At 59.4% G+C, this 22582-nt stretch carries 20 protein-coding genes; 5 read left to right on the top strand and 15 right to left on the bottom strand.

From position 1 onward, the window contains the following. Positions 1–58 precede the first annotated feature (58 nt). Together ACQRBT_RS17515 and ACQRBT_RS17510 are read left to right on the top strand one after the other, a co-directional pair. Positions 59–1258, top strand: coding sequence for an alpha/beta fold hydrolase (locus ACQRBT_RS17515; RefSeq protein ID WP_412046407.1), 1200 nt, complete (start codon positions 59–61; stop codon positions 1256–1258). A 222-nt stretch (positions 1259–1480) separates the two neighbouring features. Then, positions 1481–3751: a TonB-dependent receptor domain-containing protein gene (locus ACQRBT_RS17510; protein ID WP_412046408.1), complete on the top strand. Its 2271-nt coding sequence runs from the start codon at positions 1481–1483 to the stop codon at positions 3749–3751. Between the two features lie 362 nt (positions 3752–4113). Here the strand turns inward: ACQRBT_RS17510 and ACQRBT_RS17505 are convergent, their stop codons facing one another. The 5 genes from ACQRBT_RS17505 to ACQRBT_RS17485 form a co-directional block, all read right to left on the bottom strand. Further along, complete coding sequence (locus tag ACQRBT_RS17505) at positions 4114–5037, bottom strand: SDR family NAD(P)-dependent oxidoreductase (RefSeq protein WP_412046409.1); 924 nt, start codon at positions 5035–5037, stop codon at positions 4114–4116. A gap of 120 nt (positions 5038–5157) precedes the next feature. Continuing rightward, a complete protein-coding gene (locus ACQRBT_RS17500; protein ID WP_412046410.1) occupies positions 5158–6234 on the bottom strand; it encodes a maleylacetate reductase in 1077 nt (358 codons plus the stop codon). A gap of 36 nt (positions 6235–6270) precedes the next feature. Continuing rightward, complete coding sequence (locus tag ACQRBT_RS17495) at positions 6271–7206, bottom strand: 3-keto-5-aminohexanoate cleavage protein (protein WP_412046520.1); 936 nt, start codon at positions 7204–7206, stop codon at positions 6271–6273. Positions 7207–7267: 61 nt separating this feature from the next. Further along, positions 7268–8461, bottom strand: coding sequence for an alpha/beta fold hydrolase (locus ACQRBT_RS17490; RefSeq protein WP_412046411.1), 1194 nt, complete (start codon positions 8459–8461; stop codon positions 7268–7270). 24 nt (positions 8462–8485) lie between these two features. Continuing rightward, positions 8486–10144: an FAD-dependent monooxygenase gene (locus ACQRBT_RS17485; RefSeq protein WP_412046412.1), complete on the bottom strand. Its 1659-nt coding sequence runs from the start codon at positions 10142–10144 to the stop codon at positions 8486–8488. 405 nt (positions 10145–10549) lie between these two features. Here ACQRBT_RS17485 and ACQRBT_RS17480 point away from each other — a divergent pair, with 405 nt between their 5' ends. Next, positions 10550–11785, top strand: a complete 1236-nt coding sequence (locus ACQRBT_RS17480; protein ID WP_412046413.1) for an acyl-CoA dehydrogenase family protein — start codon at positions 10550–10552, stop codon at positions 11783–11785. Positions 11786–11982: 197 nt separating this feature from the next. Here the strand turns inward: ACQRBT_RS17480 and ACQRBT_RS17475 are convergent, their stop codons facing one another. From ACQRBT_RS17475 to ACQRBT_RS17430, 10 genes are all read right to left on the bottom strand, one after another. Next, positions 11983–12480, bottom strand: a complete 498-nt coding sequence (locus tag ACQRBT_RS17475) for a flavin reductase (RefSeq protein ID WP_412046414.1) — start codon at positions 12478–12480, stop codon at positions 11983–11985. 11 nt (positions 12481–12491) lie between these two features. Beyond that, entirely contained in the window at positions 12492–13451 is a 960-nt protein-coding gene (locus ACQRBT_RS17470; protein ID WP_412046415.1) for a PDR/VanB family oxidoreductase, read from the bottom strand. Between the two features lie 50 nt (positions 13452–13501). Continuing rightward, the gene (locus ACQRBT_RS17465; protein WP_412046416.1) at positions 13502–14242 is read right to left on the bottom strand and encodes an SDR family NAD(P)-dependent oxidoreductase; all 741 of its coding nucleotides are present in this window, start codon (positions 14240–14242) and stop codon (positions 13502–13504) included. Positions 14243–14253: 11 nt separating this feature from the next. Next, positions 14254–14730: an aromatic-ring-hydroxylating dioxygenase subunit beta gene (locus ACQRBT_RS17460; RefSeq protein ID WP_412046417.1), complete on the bottom strand. Its 477-nt coding sequence runs from the start codon at positions 14728–14730 to the stop codon at positions 14254–14256. A gap of 15 nt (positions 14731–14745) precedes the next feature. After that, positions 14746–16020 carry an aromatic ring-hydroxylating oxygenase subunit alpha gene (locus ACQRBT_RS17455; RefSeq protein ID WP_412046418.1) on the bottom strand — a complete coding sequence of 425 codons (1275 nt, stop codon included), beginning with the start codon at positions 16018–16020 and terminating at the stop codon, positions 14746–14748. Between the two features lie 19 nt (positions 16021–16039). After that, positions 16040–16402 carry a hypothetical protein gene (locus ACQRBT_RS17450; RefSeq protein WP_017528258.1) on the bottom strand — a complete coding sequence of 121 codons (363 nt, stop codon included), beginning with the start codon at positions 16400–16402 and terminating at the stop codon, positions 16040–16042. Positions 16403–16418: 16 nt separating this feature from the next. Further along, positions 16419–17591: an indole-3-acetate monooxygenase gene (gene iacA, locus ACQRBT_RS17445; RefSeq protein ID WP_412046419.1), complete on the bottom strand. Its 1173-nt coding sequence runs from the start codon at positions 17589–17591 to the stop codon at positions 16419–16421. Between the two features lie 346 nt (positions 17592–17937). Next, a complete protein-coding gene (locus ACQRBT_RS17440) occupies positions 17938–18561 on the bottom strand; it encodes an NIPSNAP family protein (RefSeq protein WP_412046420.1) in 624 nt (207 codons plus the stop codon). A gap of 82 nt (positions 18562–18643) precedes the next feature. Then, entirely contained in the window at positions 18644–19165 is a 522-nt protein-coding gene (locus ACQRBT_RS17435; protein WP_412046421.1) for a nuclear transport factor 2 family protein, read from the bottom strand. A gap of 1 nt (position 19166) precedes the next feature. Next, positions 19167–20291, bottom strand: a complete 1125-nt coding sequence (locus ACQRBT_RS17430; protein ID WP_412046422.1) for an amidase — start codon at positions 20289–20291, stop codon at positions 19167–19169. 195 nt (positions 20292–20486) lie between these two features. Here ACQRBT_RS17430 and ACQRBT_RS17425 point away from each other — a divergent pair, with 195 nt between their 5' ends. Then, the gene (locus ACQRBT_RS17425; RefSeq protein WP_412046423.1) at positions 20487–20963 is read left to right on the top strand and encodes a MarR family winged helix-turn-helix transcriptional regulator; all 477 of its coding nucleotides are present in this window, start codon (positions 20487–20489) and stop codon (positions 20961–20963) included. A gap of 134 nt (positions 20964–21097) precedes the next feature. Then, positions 21098–22582, top strand: coding sequence for an aldehyde dehydrogenase family protein (locus ACQRBT_RS17420; RefSeq protein WP_412046424.1), 1485 nt, complete (start codon positions 21098–21100; stop codon positions 22580–22582).

Below are 22582 nucleotides of genomic sequence, written 5' to 3'. Positions count from 1 at the left end.
CGAACAATAAGAGACGTCCGAGCTAAGTTTTGCGCGGATAAAAAACAGGATATACGTCATGTCCAACGTCATAGAATTTAAAGGTTTTGCCGATGCCCTTCTTACCGGAGAAAGTGGGGGCTCCCCTGCTGACCCGGCGGTGCTGTTATTACACGGAGGCGGGCATACTCGAGAAGCATGGTCGGTCATATCCAACGCGCTGATCAAAGCGGGGCGACAAGTATTCAATATCGATCTGCGGGGTCCCGACGTTGAGGATCGCTCAGTCGATAAGAACAGCCGATATGAGCTTGATATTTGTGTGCAAAACCTTCGGCGCGTGCTCGATCAACTTCCGACACGTCCCGTTATCGTTGCAAGTGCTGTAGGCGGCTGGATTGCCAGCGTGGCGATTGGAGAAACCAGCACCCCACTCTCCTCCGGCTTGGTCGTAATTGATGTGCCGCCCAACATGGACCTGGATTGCACAGCTGGCGACCCCGTGCAGGACTGGGACCCGAACCACCTCAAAGCCTTGAATGTCTCCGTCGATATCATGCGCCCACGGTTGGTGGCGGCGGCCGAGAACATTAAAGTTCCCACCTTGTTCATTCATACCTGTGGCAAGAGCGTGTCCGACACGGCAGCTCGTGAATTCGCCTCATCCATTCGCGATGCGGAGTTTGCCGAGATAGATGCCAAAGCGTGCTCTCCCAGCGACAGGCTGGACTTGTTCAACGCCACCCTTCTCGACTTCTTGGAGCGCAAAAATCCAAGGATGCATCCCGAATATATTGCCGGCTCGGACGCGCGTACCCTGCGCGATGCGATGGGCTGCTTTGCCACTGGCATCACCGTTTTGACTGCCATTGCACCGGACGGCAAACCCATTGGTCTCACAGCCAATTCGTTTACCTCGGTGTCGCTGGATCCGCCCCTGGTGCTGGCCTGTATAGCACGTAGCGCAAAGAGCATTGCAGCTCTGGAAAACGCTGACAACTTCGCCATCAACGTACTTCATATCGGGCAGCAGCCCACGTCCAATCTTTTTGCCAGCAAGGTAGAAGATCGCTTTGCCCAAGTTGACTGGGAAATGGGACGCCATGGAACGCCGGTCATCCGCCATTCATTAGCAACCGTCGAATGTCGACGGCACGCGATCCACGATGGTGGCGACCACATCATCCTTATCGGTAAAGTGGAACGTGCCGCCTTTGATCCTCGGCGAGATCCGCTACTTTACTTTGCCGGAAAGTATCGTCGACTGCACTTGGGCTAACGTGCAGAGATACAGATAAATTCTTATAGGCACTCCAAGCAAGGTGTGCCCTATAAGCCTCATCTGAAATCCAAAAAAATTTCAAATTATATACAGGAGAATTCTACCCGAGCCGCAAGCCGTGCGCGCTGTCGCGCAAAATTCCTTAGTCAGAATCATATATTAGCCAATTAAGCCTTTACCGTTTCTTAATAAAACTAACAATCAGAAATGGGGGTATCGATGTACATACATCGCGCTTCATCGATCCTGTTAATGGCATCACTTTCAACTTCGCCCATGTTCGTTAGTGCGCAGACACAAACTGCGCAACTTCCGGATTCCTATACGCTCCCTAACGGCGACAACACGCTACCGGTCTCCAAGGAAGCAGCTGAAAAGCCGGATCCAGTTACTACGCGAAAAGTCACGCCTAGTAGCCAGGCCGTGGCCAACAATCGCCCAATGGTTCCTGGCCAAATGCCCGGCGAGCAAGGGATGCTGCCTCCAATGAGCATGGCGGTTTCACGTACGGCATTCAAAAAGGACATGCTGCCACTCAGTGGGCCCGCAGCGCTGGACAATGTTGGTCCGGTTATCGTGCTACCGCCCGGCCTACTCAACGGCATGCGACCCGAAGATTTGCTGCTTGGCTTTGGCAGCCTCAAAGGCGAGCTGCCACAGCCCAATGGCTTCACAAACCAGGGCGGCCAAGTTATGGGCCTGGGCGGATCGTATGGACGTTATCGGACGTTCACGCAGGCCGGCGGCAGCACGGACAGTTTCTCGGCTTACGTCGCGGCAAGCACCATGAAAGACTCGAGCTGGCGAAAGCAGGTCGACAATTCTGACGACCGCGCCTACGTGGATCTGGGCTGGCGCAACGAAAGCACCGAACTCCACCTCAGCAGCGATGTGTTCAGCACCTATAAGTCAGGCGGTGCAGTGCCTAAAGAGGTCCTTGCGGTCGACCGGGCAGGGTACTTTGCCTACCCCGACTATGACGACGACAAGGGTTATCGAATCAGTCTCAGCGGCAAACATGAGCTGGCGGAAAACGTCAGCCTGCTGGGCGATATCAATATCGGGCGATTCGAACGGGAATCCAAGCGCACCAAGGCCGTCGCGCTGGAGTCATGCGGTGACCTGGGTTTTAAGGGGGTCGATCCCAATACCCTTTGTAGCAATAATCCTGCTTTCGGCCCGAGCCAGCTGTTGGATTATCAGGGCAACGCCATTGATGCCTTTGGTGACAAAACCGGCGGTAATGCCTACCGATACGATCTCGGCACTGTTACCCATTCACGTGGTGCGTCCATCAAGTTACAAAACCGCAATCCGCTGTTCGGCATGACCAACAACTTCGTCGTGGGGCTGCGCTACAACGGGGGCAATACCACCTCCTCCATCACCCAGCGGGTAGGTGAGTTCACCAGCGATGCCGAGTTTTCGGATGCCAACGGCAGCGCCATCATTGGCCTGACCAAGGTCGACGCCGAGAGCCAGTACTGGTCGCTTTATGCGGCAGATAGCCTGTCGGTGACGCCCAAACTGACCGTTGGGCTATCCGGCCGCTATAACTACTCCACGTTAAAACGGTCCGGTACGAGCAACACCGCTGCGTATGAAATCAACGACGACCGTACGTTTGAAAGCTTCAACCCCGCCGTTGGCTTTACCTACAGCCTGAGCGATAACGTCACCGCCTACGCCGGATACTCTGTCGAAAGCCGCGCACCCACGCCGAACGGGATGTATTGCACCGACATGGAATCAGCCTGCGCACTTGACCTCTTTTTCGTCGCCGACCAACCGTTGAAGCAGGTTGTCACGCGGACCTTCGAAGTCGGTCTGCGTGGCCAGCAACCAGCATTCGGCGGGCAGTTCGCCTGGAACACGCGACTGTTTAACAGGGCGGCCGAAGACGATTTCTGGTTCATCCAGTTCAATGACCGCCCCATGTTCAGCTCGATTGGCAACACCAGACGCCGTGGCATGAAACTTACCGGTGCCTGGAACTACGGCCGCCTGACAACTAGCGCCGCCTACACATTGATGGACGCGCGTTTCGAAAGTGCATTCACCATGTCCAGCCCAAGTAACCCACAGGCGGTCAATGGGGAAATCAACGTCAAGCCGGGCGATATCATGCCTGGGATACCTAGGCAGGTTGTCGAGCTCGGGGTCGATTATGCGATGACCGATAAGTGGAAGATAGGCAGCACGGCGGTAGCCGCAGCGGGTGTCTACGTGTACGGCGACGAGATCAACACCATGGACAAGACGGCCCCTTACGTCGTTACCGGGTTAAACACCGAGTACAAGGTCAACAAGAACGTCACCCTGTTTGCTTTCGCGGAAAATATCTTTAATGTCGATTACGAATCCGGTGGCTCGTTGATGCTTGCCAGCCAGACTTATAGCCCTTATCTGGGCCGCAAAGGCACCCAAGATATCGGGTACATGCCAGGTGAACCTCGCACGGTTTACCTGGGCATAGACGTCCGGTTCTGAGCATATAGGGCCTGCAGGATTCGTAGAAACCCTGCAGCCCCCAAGTCTTTACCTATCTATGCGGCCCTGCGAAGTTTCGCTCCTCGCTCAACGCCTCGCCTTCCAGCCTCTTCGCTGCTGCTCGCTCTTCGCTCGCCGCATGGCGATCAAGCAATCTTTATTCATTGTAGTTTCGATCATTTCCAGCATAGTCGTGGGTACCACCAGTGTATTGGGGCGGCCTACGTAAGTATTCACAGTGCGAGGAGTCAATACATAACAGGATGATCAGCAAAAAATGGGAAGACTAACGTGACGCCTGCTTCTGATTGAGTTGGGTGTGCTGAAACGCAGGCCATTTCAACACACCTTGACGCTAACGATCAGTACCCTTTGGGCGTAAGGGTAAAACCTGCGCAACCATCATAGGGATCTGCATAAGCCGAGTACTGCGCACGATCGACGATCTTCTCCCAGCTGCGTTTGATCGCCTCGGGACTTAGCGCGTCGACGTGGGCACCTGCGGTACGGGCGAACCACAACTCGTAGATCGAATTCGCTTCGGCAACGATGCATTTCCCGTTACCTGGATTATCTTCGTGCGCAAGGAATCCCACGACAGGCGCGACCAGCTCGGGAGAGAATGCCTGCATCACCTGCTCGTCCGGCTGCGCCTGTTCCGCACTCATGAGCGTCCAGGCATTGGTCGCAGCAAAGGGCCATATTGCGTTGACCTTGATACCGAGTGCGTCGCCTTCGATCGCCAGGTTGCGAGTCAAACCGAGAATCGCCGACTTCGCGGTTCCGTAGATGGACGTGTATCGCGCACCGAGCACCGCACCCGACACGGTATTGACGATCCGGCCGTAGCCCGCCTGCTTCATGTGCGGCCAGGCGGCACGACACATATACAGCGCGCCCTGGATATGCGTCTCGAGTACCCGCGCCATGTCGGCGGACTCGAAATCCTCGAACAGCTTGAAATCGACCACGCCCGCGTTGTTGATCAAGATGTCGATGCGCCCGTAGGCATCCAACGCGCCCTGAATGACCGCTTCGGCGCCCTCTTCCACGGCAACGCTGTGGGTGTCAGCGATCGCCTCACCGCCTGCGTCGCGTATTTCCTGGGCAACCACTTCGGCCTTCGCCTGCACGGCGCTACGCCCATCGGGACCCACGCCCAGGTCGTTCACGACCACCTTGGCTCCACGCTCAGCCAGGAGCTTGGCGTATGACCTACCCAGGCCAGGATTACCGCCGGCGCCAGTGACAACGGCCACCTGACCATCGAATCGAAGCTCAGCCATGAAATGGCTCCTTATGTATATGTAGGTTCACGCGCAGGCCTGCTGGAAATCCCTTTTGCCGCCACCAAAAGAGTCTGTCGCGGGCGGTCTGAACCCAGCTCCTGCTCTATAGCGTTGCGGTCACGCAGCGCTGCTGAGTGATGGCGGAACACCCGCGTGGGCATCTCTGAGCAGCTGGAGCACGGCTTCGTAGGTAACGGGCCGCGGGTTGTAATAAGGATTGCGCGTGACCATGTCGGCGGCCCTTTCAAGGTCGGCTTCGCTCAGACCCAAATCGGCCAAGGACTTAGGCGCCCCGACCTGTTGGGCGATCTTCCACAGCGCCAACGCCACATCGTCGGGCTGGCCGAGCGCCGCCTCCAGGCGCCGACGGGCATCGTCGGCCGCGGCAAGGTTGAAGGCGGTGACATAAGGCAGGATGACCGCGTGCGTTTCGGCATGGGGTGTGTTGAACGTGCCGCCGAGTGTGTGGCAGATCTTGTGATGCAGCGCCATCCCGACACTCGCCAGCAGAATGCCGGCCAAGCACGTGCCGTATTGCACGGTGGACTGGGCGTCCAGATCACTGCCGTTCTCGACCACTTTCGGCAGGCCGGTCACCAGGGCGCGGACGCTCTCTTGCGCGAATGCCGCCATCATCGGGTTGACGTTCTCGGCCCACAAACCTTCCACCGCGTGAGCCAAGGCATTGATGCCGCTTGGCCCGGCGATAGCCGGCGGTAAACTGCTGGTCAATTCGGCATCGTAGATGACCGATACGGGCTGCACGCGTGGGTCGCGTCCGGTGCGCTTTTCGCCGTTGGTGGTCAGCCCCCAAACCGGTGTCATTTCGGATCCAGCGTAAGTGGTAGGCAGTGCAATAAGCGGTAGGCCGGCTTCGAGCGCGATCGCCTTGCCTAGTCCGATGGAGGAACCACCGCCAATGCAAACGGTGCAATCGGCTCCCGCCGCGCGAGCATGCTCAGTGCCTGCTGCTGCTACATCGTGCGGCACGTGCTGCACCACTTTGTCGTAAATCCCGGCGCTGCGCTCACCTAGGCTCTTGTGCAGATGCTCGGCAATGGCACGCTGGCTGGGGTCAGCGATGACCAGCGCACATTTCAGATCAAGCCGGTCCAGCTCGGCCGCCACATCGTGGCGCCGACCTGGGCCAAACAACACGCGCAATTTTGCAATTTCGAAAATGAAGCTCTGCATGGGTAGTCTCCTGACGGTAGGTCGATCCGGGCCGCATTAGAAGTTGACGTTGTCCGCGCCTTTCAACTCAAGCATTTCTCTCGCTTCAGCCGGCGTCGCGACTTCGTAGCCCAGCTCCTCAACAATGCGGCGAATCTTGGAAACCTGTTCGGCGTTGCTCTTGGCGAGCTGGCCACGGCCGATGGTCAGACTGTCCTCCAATCCCACACGGACGTTTCCGCCGAGCATGGCGGACTGGGTGCAGAACGGCATTTGATGGCGGCCCGCAGCGAGCACGGACCAGTGATAGTTATCGCCGAACAACTTATCCGCGGTGTGTTTCATGAACATCAGGTTGTCCATGTCAGCGCCGATGCCACCTAGAATGCCGAAGATGAACTGGATGAACACCGGCGGCTTGAACATGCCCTGCTCGATCATGTGCGCCAGGTTGTACAGATGGCTGACGTCGTAGCATTCGTGCTCGAACTTGGTTCCGTGGCCCTCGCCGAGCATCTTGTAGACGCCCACGATGTCCCGGAAGGTGTTGCGGAAGATGCGATCGTCCGAGTCGACGACATATTCCTTTTCCCAGTCGTATTTCCATGACGAATATTTGCTCGCCATGGGATAGAGCGCGAAGTTGAACGAGCCCATGTTCAGCGAGGCCATTTCTGGCGAGGCCTGCAGAGGCGCAGCAAGGCGCTCCTCGAGCTTCATCGTCGCGGCACCGCCGGTGGTGATGTTGACGATGCCATCGCAACCTTCGCGTATCTGCGGCAGAAACTGCATGAAAACCTTGGGATCCGGCGTCGGTCGGCCATCGCTGGGGTCGCGTGCATGCAGGTGCAGGATAGCGGCGCCCGCCTCGGCTGCTGCGATGGACTCACGCGCGATCTCGTCCGGAGTGATCGGCAACGCATTCGACATGGTGGGCGTATGGATCGAGCCGGTCACGGCGCAGGTAATGATGACTTTGTTCTTGTATTTGATCATCGCTGTTCCTCTATCTGATGAAGCCGCGCCGCGATTGGCGAAGCCAACATTTGGTTGTTCACCTTGCGTTGTTCTTTTTCCACGCACTAAGTACTGCTGCGGCCTCGCTGAAGCCGGTATTGGCCGCCGGCAAGCCTGCGTAAACGCCTATCTGCAAGAGGGTTTCCTTAACCTCGTCCTGGGTGAACCCGCCTTGCTCAAGACCGATCTCAAGGTGCAGGCGAAACTCTTCCCAGCGCCCCATCGAGGCGGTGATGGCCAGCACCAGCAAGCGCCGGGTGCGATGATCCAAACCGGGCCGCGACCACAGCTCCTGCCAGGCGTAGCGGGTGACCAGTTCGAAATAATCGGCATTGAAATCATTCACCCCGGCCATGCGACGATCGACCACGTCCGTGCCCAACACCTCGCGACGGGTCTTCATGCCGGCCTGGTAAATCACCCCCCGCGCGGCCTCCACCTCATTGCCGCCGTTGATGCTATTGGCGAAGCCAATAACCGCGCCCGTAAAGGCCGAAGGCGCCTCGATATGTGGCGAATGCCCGGTGTCGAACATCCGGGTCACTGCACCGGTAATGGCAGCCACGGTCGGCTCACGGCGACTGACCCGCTGCATGGCGCCAGCTTCGGTGGTTCTTATGACCAGGGCGGGCGCTGCCAACAGCGACAACAGGTCTAGCGGCAAGGTATCGCGTAATGCCGCGCAGCAGCCCGCATAGCCCTGCGGGTCAGTAGCAAGCAGTGTTTGACGCAGCGTCTCGACTCGCATGGGATGCCTGCGCGCGAACCCCTGCTCGACATCTTCCGTCACAGCGCTGGCAACGCTGGCCATGCCTTCTTGCAGAACGCTGGCGCGGCGATGCTCCCAACAACCCGCTTCGAGTTCGGCAGCCCCTGGCACCAGGATCAGTGCTCGAACACGTTCCGGAGATCGGGCCGCCAGCGTGACCGCGATACTGGAACCCAGCGAAATGCCACAAACGATCGCCTGGTCGATGCTCGCGGCATCAAGCACCGCGCGCGCATCGTTGGCCAACTGTTCGAGCCTGTAGTCGCCAGGCGTCACATCGGAAGCGCCATGTCCGCGGCTGTCCATGCGAACAACGCAGAACACCTCGGCCAGACGCCCCAGAACCCGCTCCCAACAGGTAAGATCCGACCCTATAGGGTTAAGCAACAGCAGGGCAGGCTTGGCGTCGCTACCCTCCCGGTGCCAATACAAACGGCAACCGTCATTGATCACGAAAGGCACAGTGCACCTCGGTGGCCGGAGCCGTTATTGGTGGCTCGACGGTTGGGCGCGCTGGATGGGAAAGCCGGTAACGATCTCGAGCAACTCGCCCAGGTCACTGGGCAACTGGTTACCGCGCCAGGCCACATGATGGTCCGGACGAACTAGGACGCCATCGGCCTCGTACTTTTTGCGCAGCTCGCTGCGATCCGGCTCGTCCGGCGTGAACACCGTCACCGGGATGCGCTTGATGTGGGCGGCCCGCAGGAGTGCATCGTGCTCCAAATGACCAAGATCGATCAGCGTGAAGCCCTGGCTGAAATGATCGAAAAGCGATGATCCGTCTGCAAGCCAGTGGTGAGGAATTCGATTGCCCGGCTTCGCAGAGGGTTCGTAGACGGCGAACTGCGGTTCAGGCAACGGCGTGCCATCGCGAACAATGATCGGCGACGCCGTGTAGCTGTAGCCCAGCTGGCCACCCATACTTTTGAACTGCTGAGTCTTGTACGTGACGATGTCATGAGAGACCAACTGGCGTATCTCGTCACCTTCCGGCCCGTCTTTCTCGATGCCGTCGCGCACCAGCGAGTGCGCCTGCTTGGCCTGATTTTCCTCCGCTCCGCGCTGGCAAAGCAGCACCGCTTCGCGCCGCTCGGTGGTGTAAGTGGATAACAGCATCGGGCCACCCCAGCCTTGAAGTACAGCGGCGAGTTTCCAGCCCAGATCAGCCGCATCGCCGATGCCCAGATTCATCCCGAAGCCCCCTTGAGGCGACACTAGGTGCGCAGCGTCTCCGGCAAGGAAGACCCGACCGTAATCAAAGCGCGGCGTGGTCAGCGAATGCAGGTTAAAGCCACCGCCGCTGATAGGCTCTACGTCGATGTCCTGCCCGACGGCACGCAGGAGCATGGCCTTCACTTCTTCCCAGTTGTTGCCATCGAAACCTTCTGGCATAGGGCACGAGTAATACAGGAATTCGTCAGCGGTTTCGTTCTGCGGGATCAGCAGGTCCGCAGCGCGATCTTCGTTGTAGAAATACACCATCGAAACGACGGGGCCCGCTTTCCAGATATGTTTGATCTGGGGTGCACGGACATGCCAGGAGAAGGCCTTGCCCAAATTGGGCGTACCTGTCATGCGCACGCCCAGCACCTCGCGGCGAAGGTGGTTTGCAGCGCCTGCCGCAACGACCAGGTATTGACCTCGCAATTCTACCGGCCCGCTCGGGCCTGTCGCGTGGACGGTCACACCGCCATCGTCCTGGGTGAAAGTGCTGACCTCATGCTCGTAGCGGCGATCGATGAGCGGAAGCTGCTCGGCACGTTCGAACAGGGTTTTTTCGATGGTCAGGTTAGGTGCCCATTCACCTAATTCGGCGGCGAACTGCAGCGCATCCTTGGCTTCATAGGCTTTCGGGAAGTGATGCACGAGATGGCCTGTCAACCGGGTGACGATGGACACGTCGCGCTGAACCTCGGGGCTGACGACATCGTTGCGGCGCAGCATGTCGGCCATCCCCCACCGCCGGAAATGCTCCATCGATCGGATGTTGGTCATGTTGGTCTTGGCCGGAATGAATTGGCCACGCTTGCGCTGCTCTATCACGATGGAGGGGATATCACGCAGCGCCAGGTCGATGGCTAAAGCCATGCCGACCGGGCCGCCTCCCACGATCAGGACCGGTGCATCCGAAGACTCTGCCATGTTTCATCCTTTTTTGTTATTCGAGTTATGGCTCGCCAGTCGAGGCGAGGCTGGAGGCAAATAGCGCAAGCGGATCGGACTGCACAAGCGCTTTGATTGGGGCACTGCGACAGTTGGAGAGAAGCGTCGCCGCCGCCAAGGCGCGCCCGAATCGTTTAGCCATGCTGATAAATAATCGATTATTTGTCAACACGGACAATCATGATTTGTATGGACTAATGGACAAAAGAAAATTGATTATTGTATAAATCGCTTCAGGATTTTTTTCCTAAGGTCCATCGTATGTAGGATAATCGTCATTACCACGCCCTCGCCTTTCCCCGAGCGGAGGCTGGAGACAAAAAGTTGGCAGTGGAGCATCCGAACCAACGAATCTCGGGGTATATACAGCCTTGTGAGGCAAATATGACGGATTTGGTATTAGATCGGAGGATCGACCAGGACATCAGCTCTGAAGAGCTCATAGCGCGCGCTGCAGCCATGCATGACGAGCTGGCCGCCGAGTGCGAGGCGAATAATGCCGCGGGCGAATGCAGCGACGAGCGGCATCAGAAGTTCAAGCAGGCAGGCTTTTACCGCATCCTGTCGCCAAAGCGGTTTGGCGGCCTCGAGAAAGGCCTCGACACCTTCCTGCGCGTCGTGATGGAAGTTGGCAGCGCCGATCCGGGCACTGCCTGGGGCCTGGGCTTGTCTTCGGGGCACGCGCTCCATCTGGCCGCCTATTTTCCGCTGGAAGCGCAGGCCGAAGGATTTGCCGACAACGGCAACTTCATCTGTCCGCAACGCGCAGTGCCCCATGGACGGGCAGACCGTGTGGAAGGCGGCTTCGTGCTGAACGGCGAATGGCCTTATGCATCGGGCGTCCCCCATGCGAACTGGTTCATGGGTGCCACGACTGCGATTGGGGAAGACGGCAGCACTTTGCCGCCGATCGGCTTCCTTATCCCCCGCGAAGATATCGAAATCCTTCACGACTGGGGCGGTGATCTCGTGTTCGGTCTTCAGGCGACTGGATCCAATACGGTCAGGATTACCGACAAGTTCATCCCCGATCATTGGACAGCACCGTTTGACTGGCCACGTCGCGATCTTGGCGACACAGGGACGATCGGATACCAGATCCATGGAAACCCCCTGTATCTCGGCCGCATCATGGCCTATTTCGGGTGCGAGCTGGCGGCGCCGATCGTCGGTGCGGCGAAGGGAGCACTACGTGAATATCGTCGCCTGATCGAGACGCAAAAGACCCAGTTCCCGCCGCCCAAGCCTCGCGCGGAATCGGACTTCTTCCAGATGTGGTATGGCGAAGCTACCGGTATGGTCGACAGCGCCGAAATGCTGCTACTGGCGACGGCGCAACGCTACACCGAGGCATGCGAAGCCTGGGCAAAAGATCGAGTGCCGTTCACGCATATCGATGATGCCAGGATGCGCCAAACCGCGTTGATGGCGGGCCGCATGGCGTGTGACGCTATCCAGCTGATGTTCACGACATCGGGGACGACGGCAGCGCGGACATCCTCGCGCATGCTGCGCTTCTTCCGTGATTCTTCGACCTATCGGACGCACGTCACGTCGCAATTGCAGGTCATGGCACATTCCGCAGGCCGCGGGGCGTTGGGTTTCGATATCACATTGTAATTGAACCGAAAGCCGTAGGTCCGGTAAGACCTGCGGCTCCATATTCCTGATACGCGTGTTTGGAAGGAGACGATAGCAGTCAGCTACCGCATCATCTCCAACGCACACTGTAGTGGTCTGACAGCATCCAGTACTCCGAGGTTCTCCAACGGGTAGTCGCTTTTAGCGCTGACGCCCACCCGCCTGCATGGTGGGGCTCAACAGGCCTTCGACGCTTCGCCCAGCCGGTGGTAGGCACGATTGAAATACACAAGACCTTCGTGCGCACCGCTCTGGCGAATGGTCTGGATCTCGCAGTAGAAAATACTGTGGGAGCCCACCTCATGGACCTGCACGATGCGGCAGTCGAAATTCACCAACGCTTGCAACATCACCGGCGCACCGCTTTCAAGCGTGGTCCACGCCGTAGCGGCAAAGCGCTCGTCCATGCTCAAGGTGCGGTCGGCGAAGGCGCCGGACAAATGTTGATGATCTGCGCACAGCGTATTCACGCACAATGTGCCGTTGCGCTTGAAATGCTCGTTGGAATGAGAGGAACGGTTCATGCACACCAACAGCGTGGGGGGCGAATCAGTTACGCTGCACACCGCCGAGGCGGTGAAGCCGAACCGGCCTGCCACGCCATCGGTGGTGATGACCGACACGGCACCGCCCAACATGGCCATTGCGTTACGAAAGCTGCCTACGTCTACCATGATCGTTCCTCTTAGATATCCAGCACGAGTTTCTTGGATTTGGCTCGTGAACAACACACTAGAATTTGGTCATTGCCAGCCTTTTCATCGTCCGTAAGGTATACGTCCCGATGGTCCGGCTCGCCTTCGAGCACATCGCATAGGCAGGTACCGCACACCCCCTGCTCACAGGAAATCTCGATCTTGATCCCGACCTGCGCGAGTGCGGCGAGAATGCTCTGCCCCTCCGCCACCTGCACAGTCTTGCCGCTGCGGGCCGCCACCACTTCGAAACTGCCTCCCGAGCTGTCCACCTCCACCTGGAAATATTCCTTGTGAATGTGCGCTTCGGTGTAGCCCTGGTCACGGGCGCCCTGGATAACCCAATCCATGAAACCGGCAGGACCGCAGGTGTACATATGCACGCCGGCCTCGCCCTTGCCCAGCACCTTGACCAGGTCGAGCTTCTGTTCGGCACCTTCATCATCGAAGTGAGTGAACACCTGCGCGGCAAACGGTGCGCTGGCCAGTTCCGCCAGGAACGCACTGCGCTTACGCTCACGGCCGCAGTAGTGCAGTTCAAAGGTCTGGCCAGCCGCATACAGCGCGTAGGCCATGGCGATCATAGGCGTCACGCCGATCCCGCCGCCCAGCAACACCGAACGCCGCGCCTGCGGTACCAGCGCAAACAGATTGCGCGGTACGCTGATTTGCACCTCGCAGCCTTCGAGCAGGGTTTCATGCACTCCGACCGAACCGCCGCGCGATGTCGGATCCTTGAGCACGCCCAAGCGGTAAAGGCTCGGATCGGCGGGGTTACCGCACAACGAGTACTGGCGCACCAGCCCGGGGGCAATATGGATATCCACATGCGCGCCGGCTTCAAACGCGGGCAACGGCGCTCCGTCGCGACGGATCAGGTCCAGGACGACAACGCCGTCCCCTTGCAGCTCGCGCTTGCGCACGACTACGTCCAACAGTTCTTCAGTCATGGCCGTTATTCCATGGAATTCGCGAAGGCCGCCGTGGCGGTCGTTATCAGTCAGCGCATGAACAAGCCGCCATTCACATCCCAGGTCGCCCCGGTCGTGAAATAGGCTTCGGGCCGGGCCAACTGCACAATCAGGTCACCGAGAAAATCCGCATCCCCTAGGCGTTGCACCGGGATATTGGCGAGCAGTCCCGGCAGGCGTTCGGCCGGTACGGCTGCGCGCACCGCCGCCGACTCGATAGGGCCTGGGGCAATGGCATTGACCGTCACCCCGCGCGCGGCAAACTCCTTGGCGAATATCTTCGTTAGCGTCACTATGCCGCCCTTGCTCGCGGCATAGTGCGCGCCGGTCGCGGTACCGCCGTTCTGGCCGGCCAGGGACGCCATGTTGATGATCCGCCCGTATCCGGCTTCGGCCATGTACGCACCCAGCACCTGGCAGCCGAGGAACACGCTGCGCAGGTTCAGGCCCACCACGGCGTCGAATTCCTCGGGGCTGATTTGCATCAGCGGCGTACTCTTGGTGACGGCCGCGTTATTGACCACCACATGCAGCGCGCCGAAGCGCACCAGCACCTGGTCCAGGCCCACTTCGAAGTCGGTTTTGCTGCCGGCATCCAGTTGCAGCGCAAGCGTGCGCTCGCCACCGGGGTCCAACTGCCGCGCGCAGGCCTGTGCGGCTTCAAGGTTGAGGTCGGTGATCGCCACCGAGTACCCGGCCCGCAAGAGGCTGGCGCAGAAGTGCTGCCCCAGCCCCTGTCCCGCCCCCGTCACCAATGCGATATGACTCATGTCGGCGTTCCTTAAAGGATGTAGCCGATACCGGCAAGGGCATCGTCACTGTTGATCAGGCTAATCACTTTGCGCTGGATCTTGAAACCACCCTCGCTGCGGATCAGTTCGTAGGTGAGGTCGGCGCTGTAGAACTTCAGGCTTTCCTTGCGAAACTCACGGATACTCTGCGCGCAGCGCACGGTCACCAGCACACCGTCATCGGCGAGCACCCGGAATCGCGACTGCATGCGCACCGTGCGCGGTTGCGGGCTGGTGGAAATCGATTCGCCGCCCGTCAGGCGCCGCACCCGCAGCTCACGCATATGTTGGTCGTCGTAGGCATAGTTAAGAGTGTTCTCGAAGTCGGTTTCCTTGGGGTCGATGGGAATGATGTAGGTGCCTTGCCCGGTCCACATCTTCAGCCAGCCGTCGTATTCACCGTGGTCGAGCATGTCGCCTTCCTGCCAGATGAAAGCGGTCACTTCTTGCAGTAATTGCAGGTTCATAAGGTTCTCCAGGGATCAGGCCGACATCATCTTTTTCCACTGCTGGTAGCCGGCACGCATGCCGGTCTCGGCACTCACGTCGGATACCAGCCCGTCTGCGCTGGCCTGTTCGCCAGGCAAGCCGCGGTTGAGCATGATCCATAGGTCTTCACCGGCGCTCGCGCCCTTCTGTACCCGCTCCCAGGCCTCGGAATCGTCCGGCGTGCCGAAGCCCATCGGCCCCTGAAAGTGCTCATGTAGGCGCAGGCGATAGCGGTTGGCCACGGCCGGCCCGCCGTCCATAGTGATCACCGAGTGGTGGATTTCGGTCTCGGTCACCGAGATCGGCTGCAGTACTCGGAAAAATGCCATTGAGCATGCGACGTTGGGGAACAGGTTGAGGTTGAAGCCGGTGCCACCGACCGCACGCACGATCCGGCGCACCTGTTGTTCTTCGATGCCCTCGTCACGCAGCTCGGCGGCTAACCCTTCGAAGCGCTCGGGAATCGGCTTGTCCAGGTCGGCTTCGAGGTCGATCAAGTCGGGAATCATCACCATCACGCTGTGGCCGTTGCCCAGGTCCTCGACGTAGCCAGGCCCTTTGACGAAGTCGAACAGCTCCAGGGTCTGCTCATCCACCGACGACAGAAAGCTTTTGTGTACCAACGGGAAGTGGTAGGCGTCGGTGGTGTTTTCCAGCTGGATCTTCCAGTTGCCGGGGAAGCGGAAACGGTGTTCGCCCGGAACCTTGATCCCATAACCGGCGCCCTGTTTCATGAACAGGTCCATCCATTTTTTCGCCGCACCGAGGTAGTCTTCCAGCGGCTCGATATCGTCCTTGAAGGTGGCGAAAATCATGCCGGCATAGCTTTCGGTGCGCAGGCTGACCAGCGGCAGCTCGGCCTTGTCGATGCAGTCACCATAGCTTTCCGGGTGTGGAATGCCACGCAGCGAACCATCGAGCGCGTAGCCCCAACCGTGGTAAGGGCAGACGAAGCTGTTGGTCTTGCCTTTCTTGTGTTCGCACACGGTGGCACCACGGTGGCGACAGCGGTTGAGCAGCACGTGTACGTCTTTCTTGCGGTCACGCACCACGATCACCGGCTGTTTGCCGATATAGGTGGTCTTGTAACTGCCGTTGTCGGGAATCTCGCTTTCGTGGGCGACCCAGATCCAGGTGCTATAGAAAATTTTCTCCAGCTCGGCGTCGAACAGTTGCGCATCGGTATACATCGAGGTGTGAACGCGATCGGCCTGCACACGACCAGCGGGGTCGACGGCGAGGTTTACAGCGGGAATCAGCTTGCTCATGGAAGTGTCCTCGTCGGCATCAAGTACGCTGAATGATCAGCTCGCGCCCAACCCGGGCTTCAACCTTGGTGTAGCGCCACAGCTTGTAAGGGCCATCGCCCACCGGTGTGCTACGAAACAGGTTGCACGCGGCATGCACGGTTTCGATGTCCGGCACGTCGGCCAGCAGGTAGGTGGTCCAGGGGAAGCCATCGGACGGCCCGACCATGCTCTGGTCGTCATCCATGTTGCCTAGGACCTTGACCCCGGCGAGATCGTGAATGCCGTTCCACATGGCACTGAATGCTGCCCACACCTGCAATTGTTCGTCGCGCGGGGCATCGAAAAAATTCTGGTTGATGCCCATGCAGAACAGCACGCGCAAGGTCTTTTTATCGCTCATTTTATTTCCTCGACGGTTAGAGGTAGCCAGGCAAAGGCTGTTTTCCGAAGAACATGGCTCCGGCATTTTGATAGGTGATATCGCCCATGAACGCGTGCTGGGTCACCACTTGGGCGTCGTTGACGCAGCGTGCCAGCGGGCTGTCGTTGTACACACCGCTCATGCCCGAGAGCATCTGCGCGGTGCGCGCCACATCGGCAGCGACGCGGGTGGCATGGGTCGACGACAGGCGCAGCAGGTTGGTTGCGGCCACCGGCACTGCATCGCCGGCCAGTACGTATTCCCAGGCGCGGTCGATGGATTCGTAGAAGAACGCCCGGGCGGCACGTAGCTCGGCTTCCGCTCGGGCAATGTCGACCTGGGCCAGGGGCCGATCGGCAATCGCCGGAGCGCCGGTCACCGAGACGCGTCCACTGGCCATGTCGGCCAGGGCATCCAGTGCCGCACGGGCGACCCCCAGGCCGACCACCGAGAGCACCTGAGTGGCGAATGACAGCGATGGATAGCGGAAGAACGGTTCGTCCAAGTTGGGCAGGCCGCCACGCACGAAGGTCCACTCCTCGGAAACCCGCACATTTTCGGCGATCAGGTCATGGCTGCCGGTGCCGAGCAGGCCGACGGTGTCCCAGGTTTCGTCGATGCGGATTTCACTGCGCGGCATTACTGCAATGCGCGGCAGGCCGAAGGTGTCGCCGCTTTTCGGGGCGATACCAACGCCGACGATGTCGGAGCCCAGGGAACCGCTGGAGTACTTCCAGCGCCCATTGACCACAAAGCCTCCCGCGATCACTTCAGCCGGTTGCGGCGGGAATATGCCACCGGCGAAGACCACGTCCGGTCCGTTGGCATAGACCTTGGCGATGCTCTCGAGCGGCAGTGCTGCCAGATAGACCGGGCTCATGCCGAAGCTGGCAACCCAGCCGGCCGAACCATCGGCCTGGGCAATGCGTTCGATCACCTGGCAGAACTCGGCGGGCGAATACTCAAGACCACCGAAGCGCTTGGGTACCAGCGCCCGGTACACGCCATGCTGTTTGAAGGAGTCGATCACATCCTGCGAGATGTGGCGCTGGCGGTCGAATTCACCGGCCCTGGCACGCTCGCGCACATCGATAAGCAAGGCCTCGAAGGCTGAGCCACTGCCGAGCGGGTTAACGCTATCGACCGCTGGCTTTTTTAGCGAATGCATAACATTTACTCCGTTATCAGGAACGGTATTGGGCTGAGCAGGAAGGTTGCGCCAAGCAGGGACAGGAGACGGAACGGGAGCGATGGATCGGCATAGTGGTTACCTTTGTTTTTGTGGGTGCCGTTGGGGTGAATCTGAATCTATATACGTGAATTGTCAATTGATTTTTCTCGATTAAAAAGACCACTAATCACGTAATTAAAAAGCCATTTATTTTTAAATGTACTAATTAACTCATTGTTTTAATTGGAATTAATTCATTTTTATAGCTTTAATACCCTTAGAAAAAACGAAAAATAAATGTTCGATTATCGGAAATATAAGCGATATTTTGAGCGTAGCGATTTCAGCGCAATGGTGAGAACGGCGTCGGCAGGTAAACCGTTGAATGCATCTGCTTGAGCTGCGGCGCTGAATTTTCAGGTGGCCAGGCACCGTCGGCCACGGCGCGAGTGCGCACTTCAAGGCGCTGCTCAAGCGAGCTGTAGGGCCAGATATGCAGGTAACGCGGAATATGCCCGCTGGTGGCATAGAACGCGGCATATACCGGGGAATAATCCGATCCGGTGCGACGTTCTATGGCCTTGCCCCAACCGCGCAATGTCGGTGCCAGACCACTGGGCACCAGGTTGTACTCGCGCAACTCGTAGAACGGGCCATGAACCCCGGGAGGCAGCGGCTTGACGAAGGCGAAGGCGCTGTAATCGTCAACCTGCTGGTCCAGCAGAAATTCGCCAATCGCAAACCCATCGGCCGCCAGTAGATAGCGCTCACGCTCGCGATCACGAGCGCCGCCGTCGTCGAACCCACGCAGGACCGCGATGCGATTCTGCTGGCCGATTTCCGACACCCAGCAGCCCATCAAATGCACGTCCTCGCCCGCCTCGCGCAAGCTCTGCTCCAGACGCGGCAAGGCTTGAGGGACGGTGCGAACACGCAGGGTAAAGGTCAACAATTCGAACAGTTTCATGGCAATCTCCAGGAGCTACGCGCACGGCGCGACCGCCCTTGTCGGGCAGTCGCGGGAGTGTGAAAACGGAAGTGAGTGAACGCTATTGGCCAGGCACCGGTAACTCGGCGTCGCTATTCCAGGCCTCAACCGGGCGGCTGAAGAGATTTTCGGTTTGGAAATGCGCCATGCGCCACTGGCCGTCTTCCTCGGCAAAGCGCACGTTCAGACGCGCCGCGTTAAGGTGGGAGGCGCCGCTGGCAAAGGTCGACGTCTGCAACATCACCCAACTGCCGAGTACGGCATCGTCCTGCACCTCGATCAGCTCGCTGGTGAGGAAGTGCACGTTGAGAGCAAAGTGCGCCGGGGTTTTCATGTAACCGGCGAACATCGCGGCAATGGCTTCGCGTCCGCGATAACCGCCAAAGCTCTGGGCGTACTTGGCGCCTTTGCCCTCCCACACCGCATCATGGGTGAACAGGCTGGCCAGTTCGTGAAGTGGCGTGCGAGCATCGAGCGCATCACACAGCACCATGTAGCGGTTCATGCAGGTACGGGCGCTGGCCTCGATTTCAAAACGGCGCAGGCGTTTTTCCAGGTCCGCTCGTGGAATGGTTGCGCTCATTTCAGACCCCTGCGCCGGCATACAGGCGTTCGAGCAAGCGGCCGGCAATGGCCAGCAGTTGCTCATCGGCCCCCTTGGCCCCCACCAGTTGCAGGCCTACCGGGAGTCCTTCGGCACTTGCCAGCGGAATGCTCAGCGCCGGATGTCCCGACAGGTTGAAAGGACGCACGAAGGCGGTCATCCCGAGCACTGCCTGGGTGTCAGTTGCCTCGGCCAGCGTCAAGGGGAAGTCCGGCATAGTCGGCAGTACCAGCACATCGACATGCTGCAAGGCGGCGTCGACTTCGACCGTGAACTGCCTTCGTACCCGCTCGGCTTCGGCCAGTGCGGCCGCTGTGGTATTACCGGCGGCGGCCAGGCGCGCGGCGATGTCGGCGCCCACCTTGCCGGTTTCCAGCAAGTGGCCGCAGGCATCGAACGTTTCGCGGTTGATGACCACCATGCCTGCGTCATAAGCCGCCTTGAGGCTGGGCAGTGTGAGGCGTTCACCGGGTAGCCGCATAGCCACGATGGCGGCATCGAGCACCCGCTGCACGGCGGCGCCAGCCTGCACCGTCACGATGCCTAGGCGAGGTGCGTCCGGCACCGCCACTGGCTTGAAGGTGTCGTCGATCGCCTGCATGGCCGTGACCAGCATCGGCAGGCTCGCGGCAAACGGACCGACACAGTCGAGACTACTGTGCGCCGGCATGACGCCCCGGCGGCTTACCCGCCCGAACGTCGGCTTAAAGCCGAACACCCCGCAGCAACACGCCGGGATGCGCACAGAGCCGCCGGTGTCGGTTCCCAGGGAAAAATCCGCCAGCCCGGCCGCCACGGCAGCGGCCGAACCACTGGAGGAACCGCCCGGGATACGACCCGGAAATCGCGGGTTGGGCGCGGTGCCAGTCCAGTGATTGATGCCCGTGGTGCCAAACGCCAGTTCGTGCAGGCTGGTCTTGCCCACCAGACGACAGCCCTGCTCCAGCAGCGCCTGCACCACTTCGGCGTGGGTCGTGGCAGGCGCGGTATTCTCCAGAGCCTGGCTCGATGCGCGGGTGGGCCGGCCAGCCACATCGATCGTGTCCTTGACCATTACGGTCGGCCCATCGCCGCCTATGGAAAGCTGTTCAATCACCAGGGTCATGTCGGGTTACCTTCAATGTGAAGTGTGGAATGGGGGCGCTCGATGCGCCCTCTCCTTTTTTCACATTCACTGAATATTACGTGAATTGTCAACTAAATTACCAAGCTCGATGCGGGCTGCTTCCCGGTCAAAAGTCGTGCCGAATTCACGGGAAAAGTCTATGATTGCCCGCTGCCCCATCTACATGAGCACACCATGAGCGCATCCAAAAAACATGCAGGCCGCTACGACCCCGGCAGTGAGGACTTTCACAAAGAGGATTTCCCGTTCTACTGGCTGGCCATGGTGCATGGTCGCTACAGCCAGTACATGGAGAAGGCGCTGAAGAAAATCGGCCTGGATATCCCGCGCTGGCGGGTGCTGTTCATTCTCAAGGAGAACGGCCAGTCGAGCATTTCCGAAATTTCCACCCATGCCATCGCCAAGCTCTCGACCATCACCAAGACGGTGTATCGCATGAAGGAAGATGGGCTGGTGGACACCGCGCCCTGCGAGGACGACGGCCGCGTGACGCAGGTGCGAATCACCGAACAAGGACGCGAGGCGATTGAACGTATCCAGGTCGCGACGAGTGACGTGTTCAAACGCAGCTTCACCGGCATGACTGAAGCGCAGATCCAGCGCCTGAACCGCATGCTCGAAACGGTGTTCGACAACCTCGGCGAACCCTAGGTCAGCGGCACAACCTGTCAGGCATAACCAATTTCCTGGCAGGCTCGAACAAGCAACCACACGTGCACGGGTTTTTAATGCAAAGGTCTTTCGAGCGCCCCAGGGCGCAACGAATCCTTCATTGGAGCGCCACCATGCACATTGCCCTACTACCCTCAGTCGTTGCCTTCCTGGGGCGCGACCATTCCAACTTCATCGACGGTGCCGCGCGCACCAGCGCTTGCACCCAACGCATCAGCGTGATCGACCCCGCAACCGGCGAGACTGTCGCGCAACTGCGTGACGGTCTCGCCGAGGATGTGAACCTAGCCGTCGACAGCGCCTCCGCTGCCTTCAAGGGCGCCTGGGCGCAGATCACGCCTTACCAGCGCGGCGTGTTGCTCAACCGACTGGCTGATTTGATAGAGGCCAATGGCGAAGAACTGGCGCAATTGGAAACCTTGAGTTCCGGCAAATCGATCAACCTGTCGCGGCACATCGAAGTGGGCCAGAGTGCTGTGTTCCTGCGGTACTTCGCCGGCTGGGCGACGAAGATCGGCGGCCAGACCATAACCCCCTCCTTCCCCGCCATGGAGGGTGAGCAGTACAGCGCCTACACCCTGCGCGAGCCGGTGGGCGTGGTGGCAGCCATCGTGCCGTGGAACTTCTCGCTGATGATAGGCGTGTGGAAACTCGGCGCCGCGCTGACCACCGGCTGCACCGTGGTACTCAAGCCCAGCGAATACACACCGTTGTCCCTGCTGCGTCTGGCGGAACTGGCGATCGAGGCCGGGATTCCGCCAGGCGTGATCAACGTGGTCAACGGGCGCGGCCAGGTGGGTCAGCAGTTGATCGAACACCGGGCCGTGCGCAAGGTGTCGTTCACCGGTTCAGTACCCACCGGCATCGCCGTGGGCAAGGCCGCCATGGCCGCCGACCTCACCCGCGTCACCCTCGAGCTGGGCGGCAAGAATGCCGCCGCGCTGCTGGCCGATGCGAATGTCGATGACGCCGTAGCACGCTTCGTGCAATCTGCCTATGTGCACCAGGGCCAGGTGTGCGCGGCCCCTGAGCGTTTGTTCGTGCACCGCTCCATCGTCGAGCAGGTGACACAAAAGATGGCGGCGATGTTGGCGCAGATGGTCACAGGCTCGCCCCTGGATGAACAGGCGCAGTTCGGCCCGCTGTCGAACAAGCCACACTTCGACAAAATCCTCGGCTTTTTCGAACGCGCCCTGCAGAGCAACCAAGTGGTATGCGGTGCGCGTGCGGTGGACCGTGCCGGTTACTACGTGGAGCCGACGCTGATCATCGCCACCGGCAAGGATGATCCGCTGCTGCACGAGGAAACCTTCGGCCCGGTGGTCTGTGTGTTGGCATTCGACGATGAAGAAGAACTGGTCAGTTTGATGAACGACAGCCCGTTCGGCCTCACGGCGAGTATTTGGACCAACGACTTGTCCAGAGCCTTGCGCCTGATCCCGCGAATCGAAGCGGGCACAGTGTGGGTCAACATGCACACGTTCGTCGACCCGAGCGTGCCGTTTGGCGGGATGAAGGCGTCGGGCTTGGGCCGTGAATTCGGCAGTGCGTTTATCGACGACTATACCGAGCTGAAGTCCGTGATCATCCGCTATTGA

Origin of the sequence: Pseudomonas sp. R19M (assembly GCF_050312585.1) — a bacterium.
In the GTDB taxonomy this organism is placed as follows: Bacteria; Pseudomonadota; Gammaproteobacteria; order Pseudomonadales; family Pseudomonadaceae; genus Aquipseudomonas; species Aquipseudomonas palleroniana.
The sequence above is the reverse complement of the archived record's forward strand: the minus strand, read 5'-3'. Positions and strand labels throughout refer to the sequence as shown.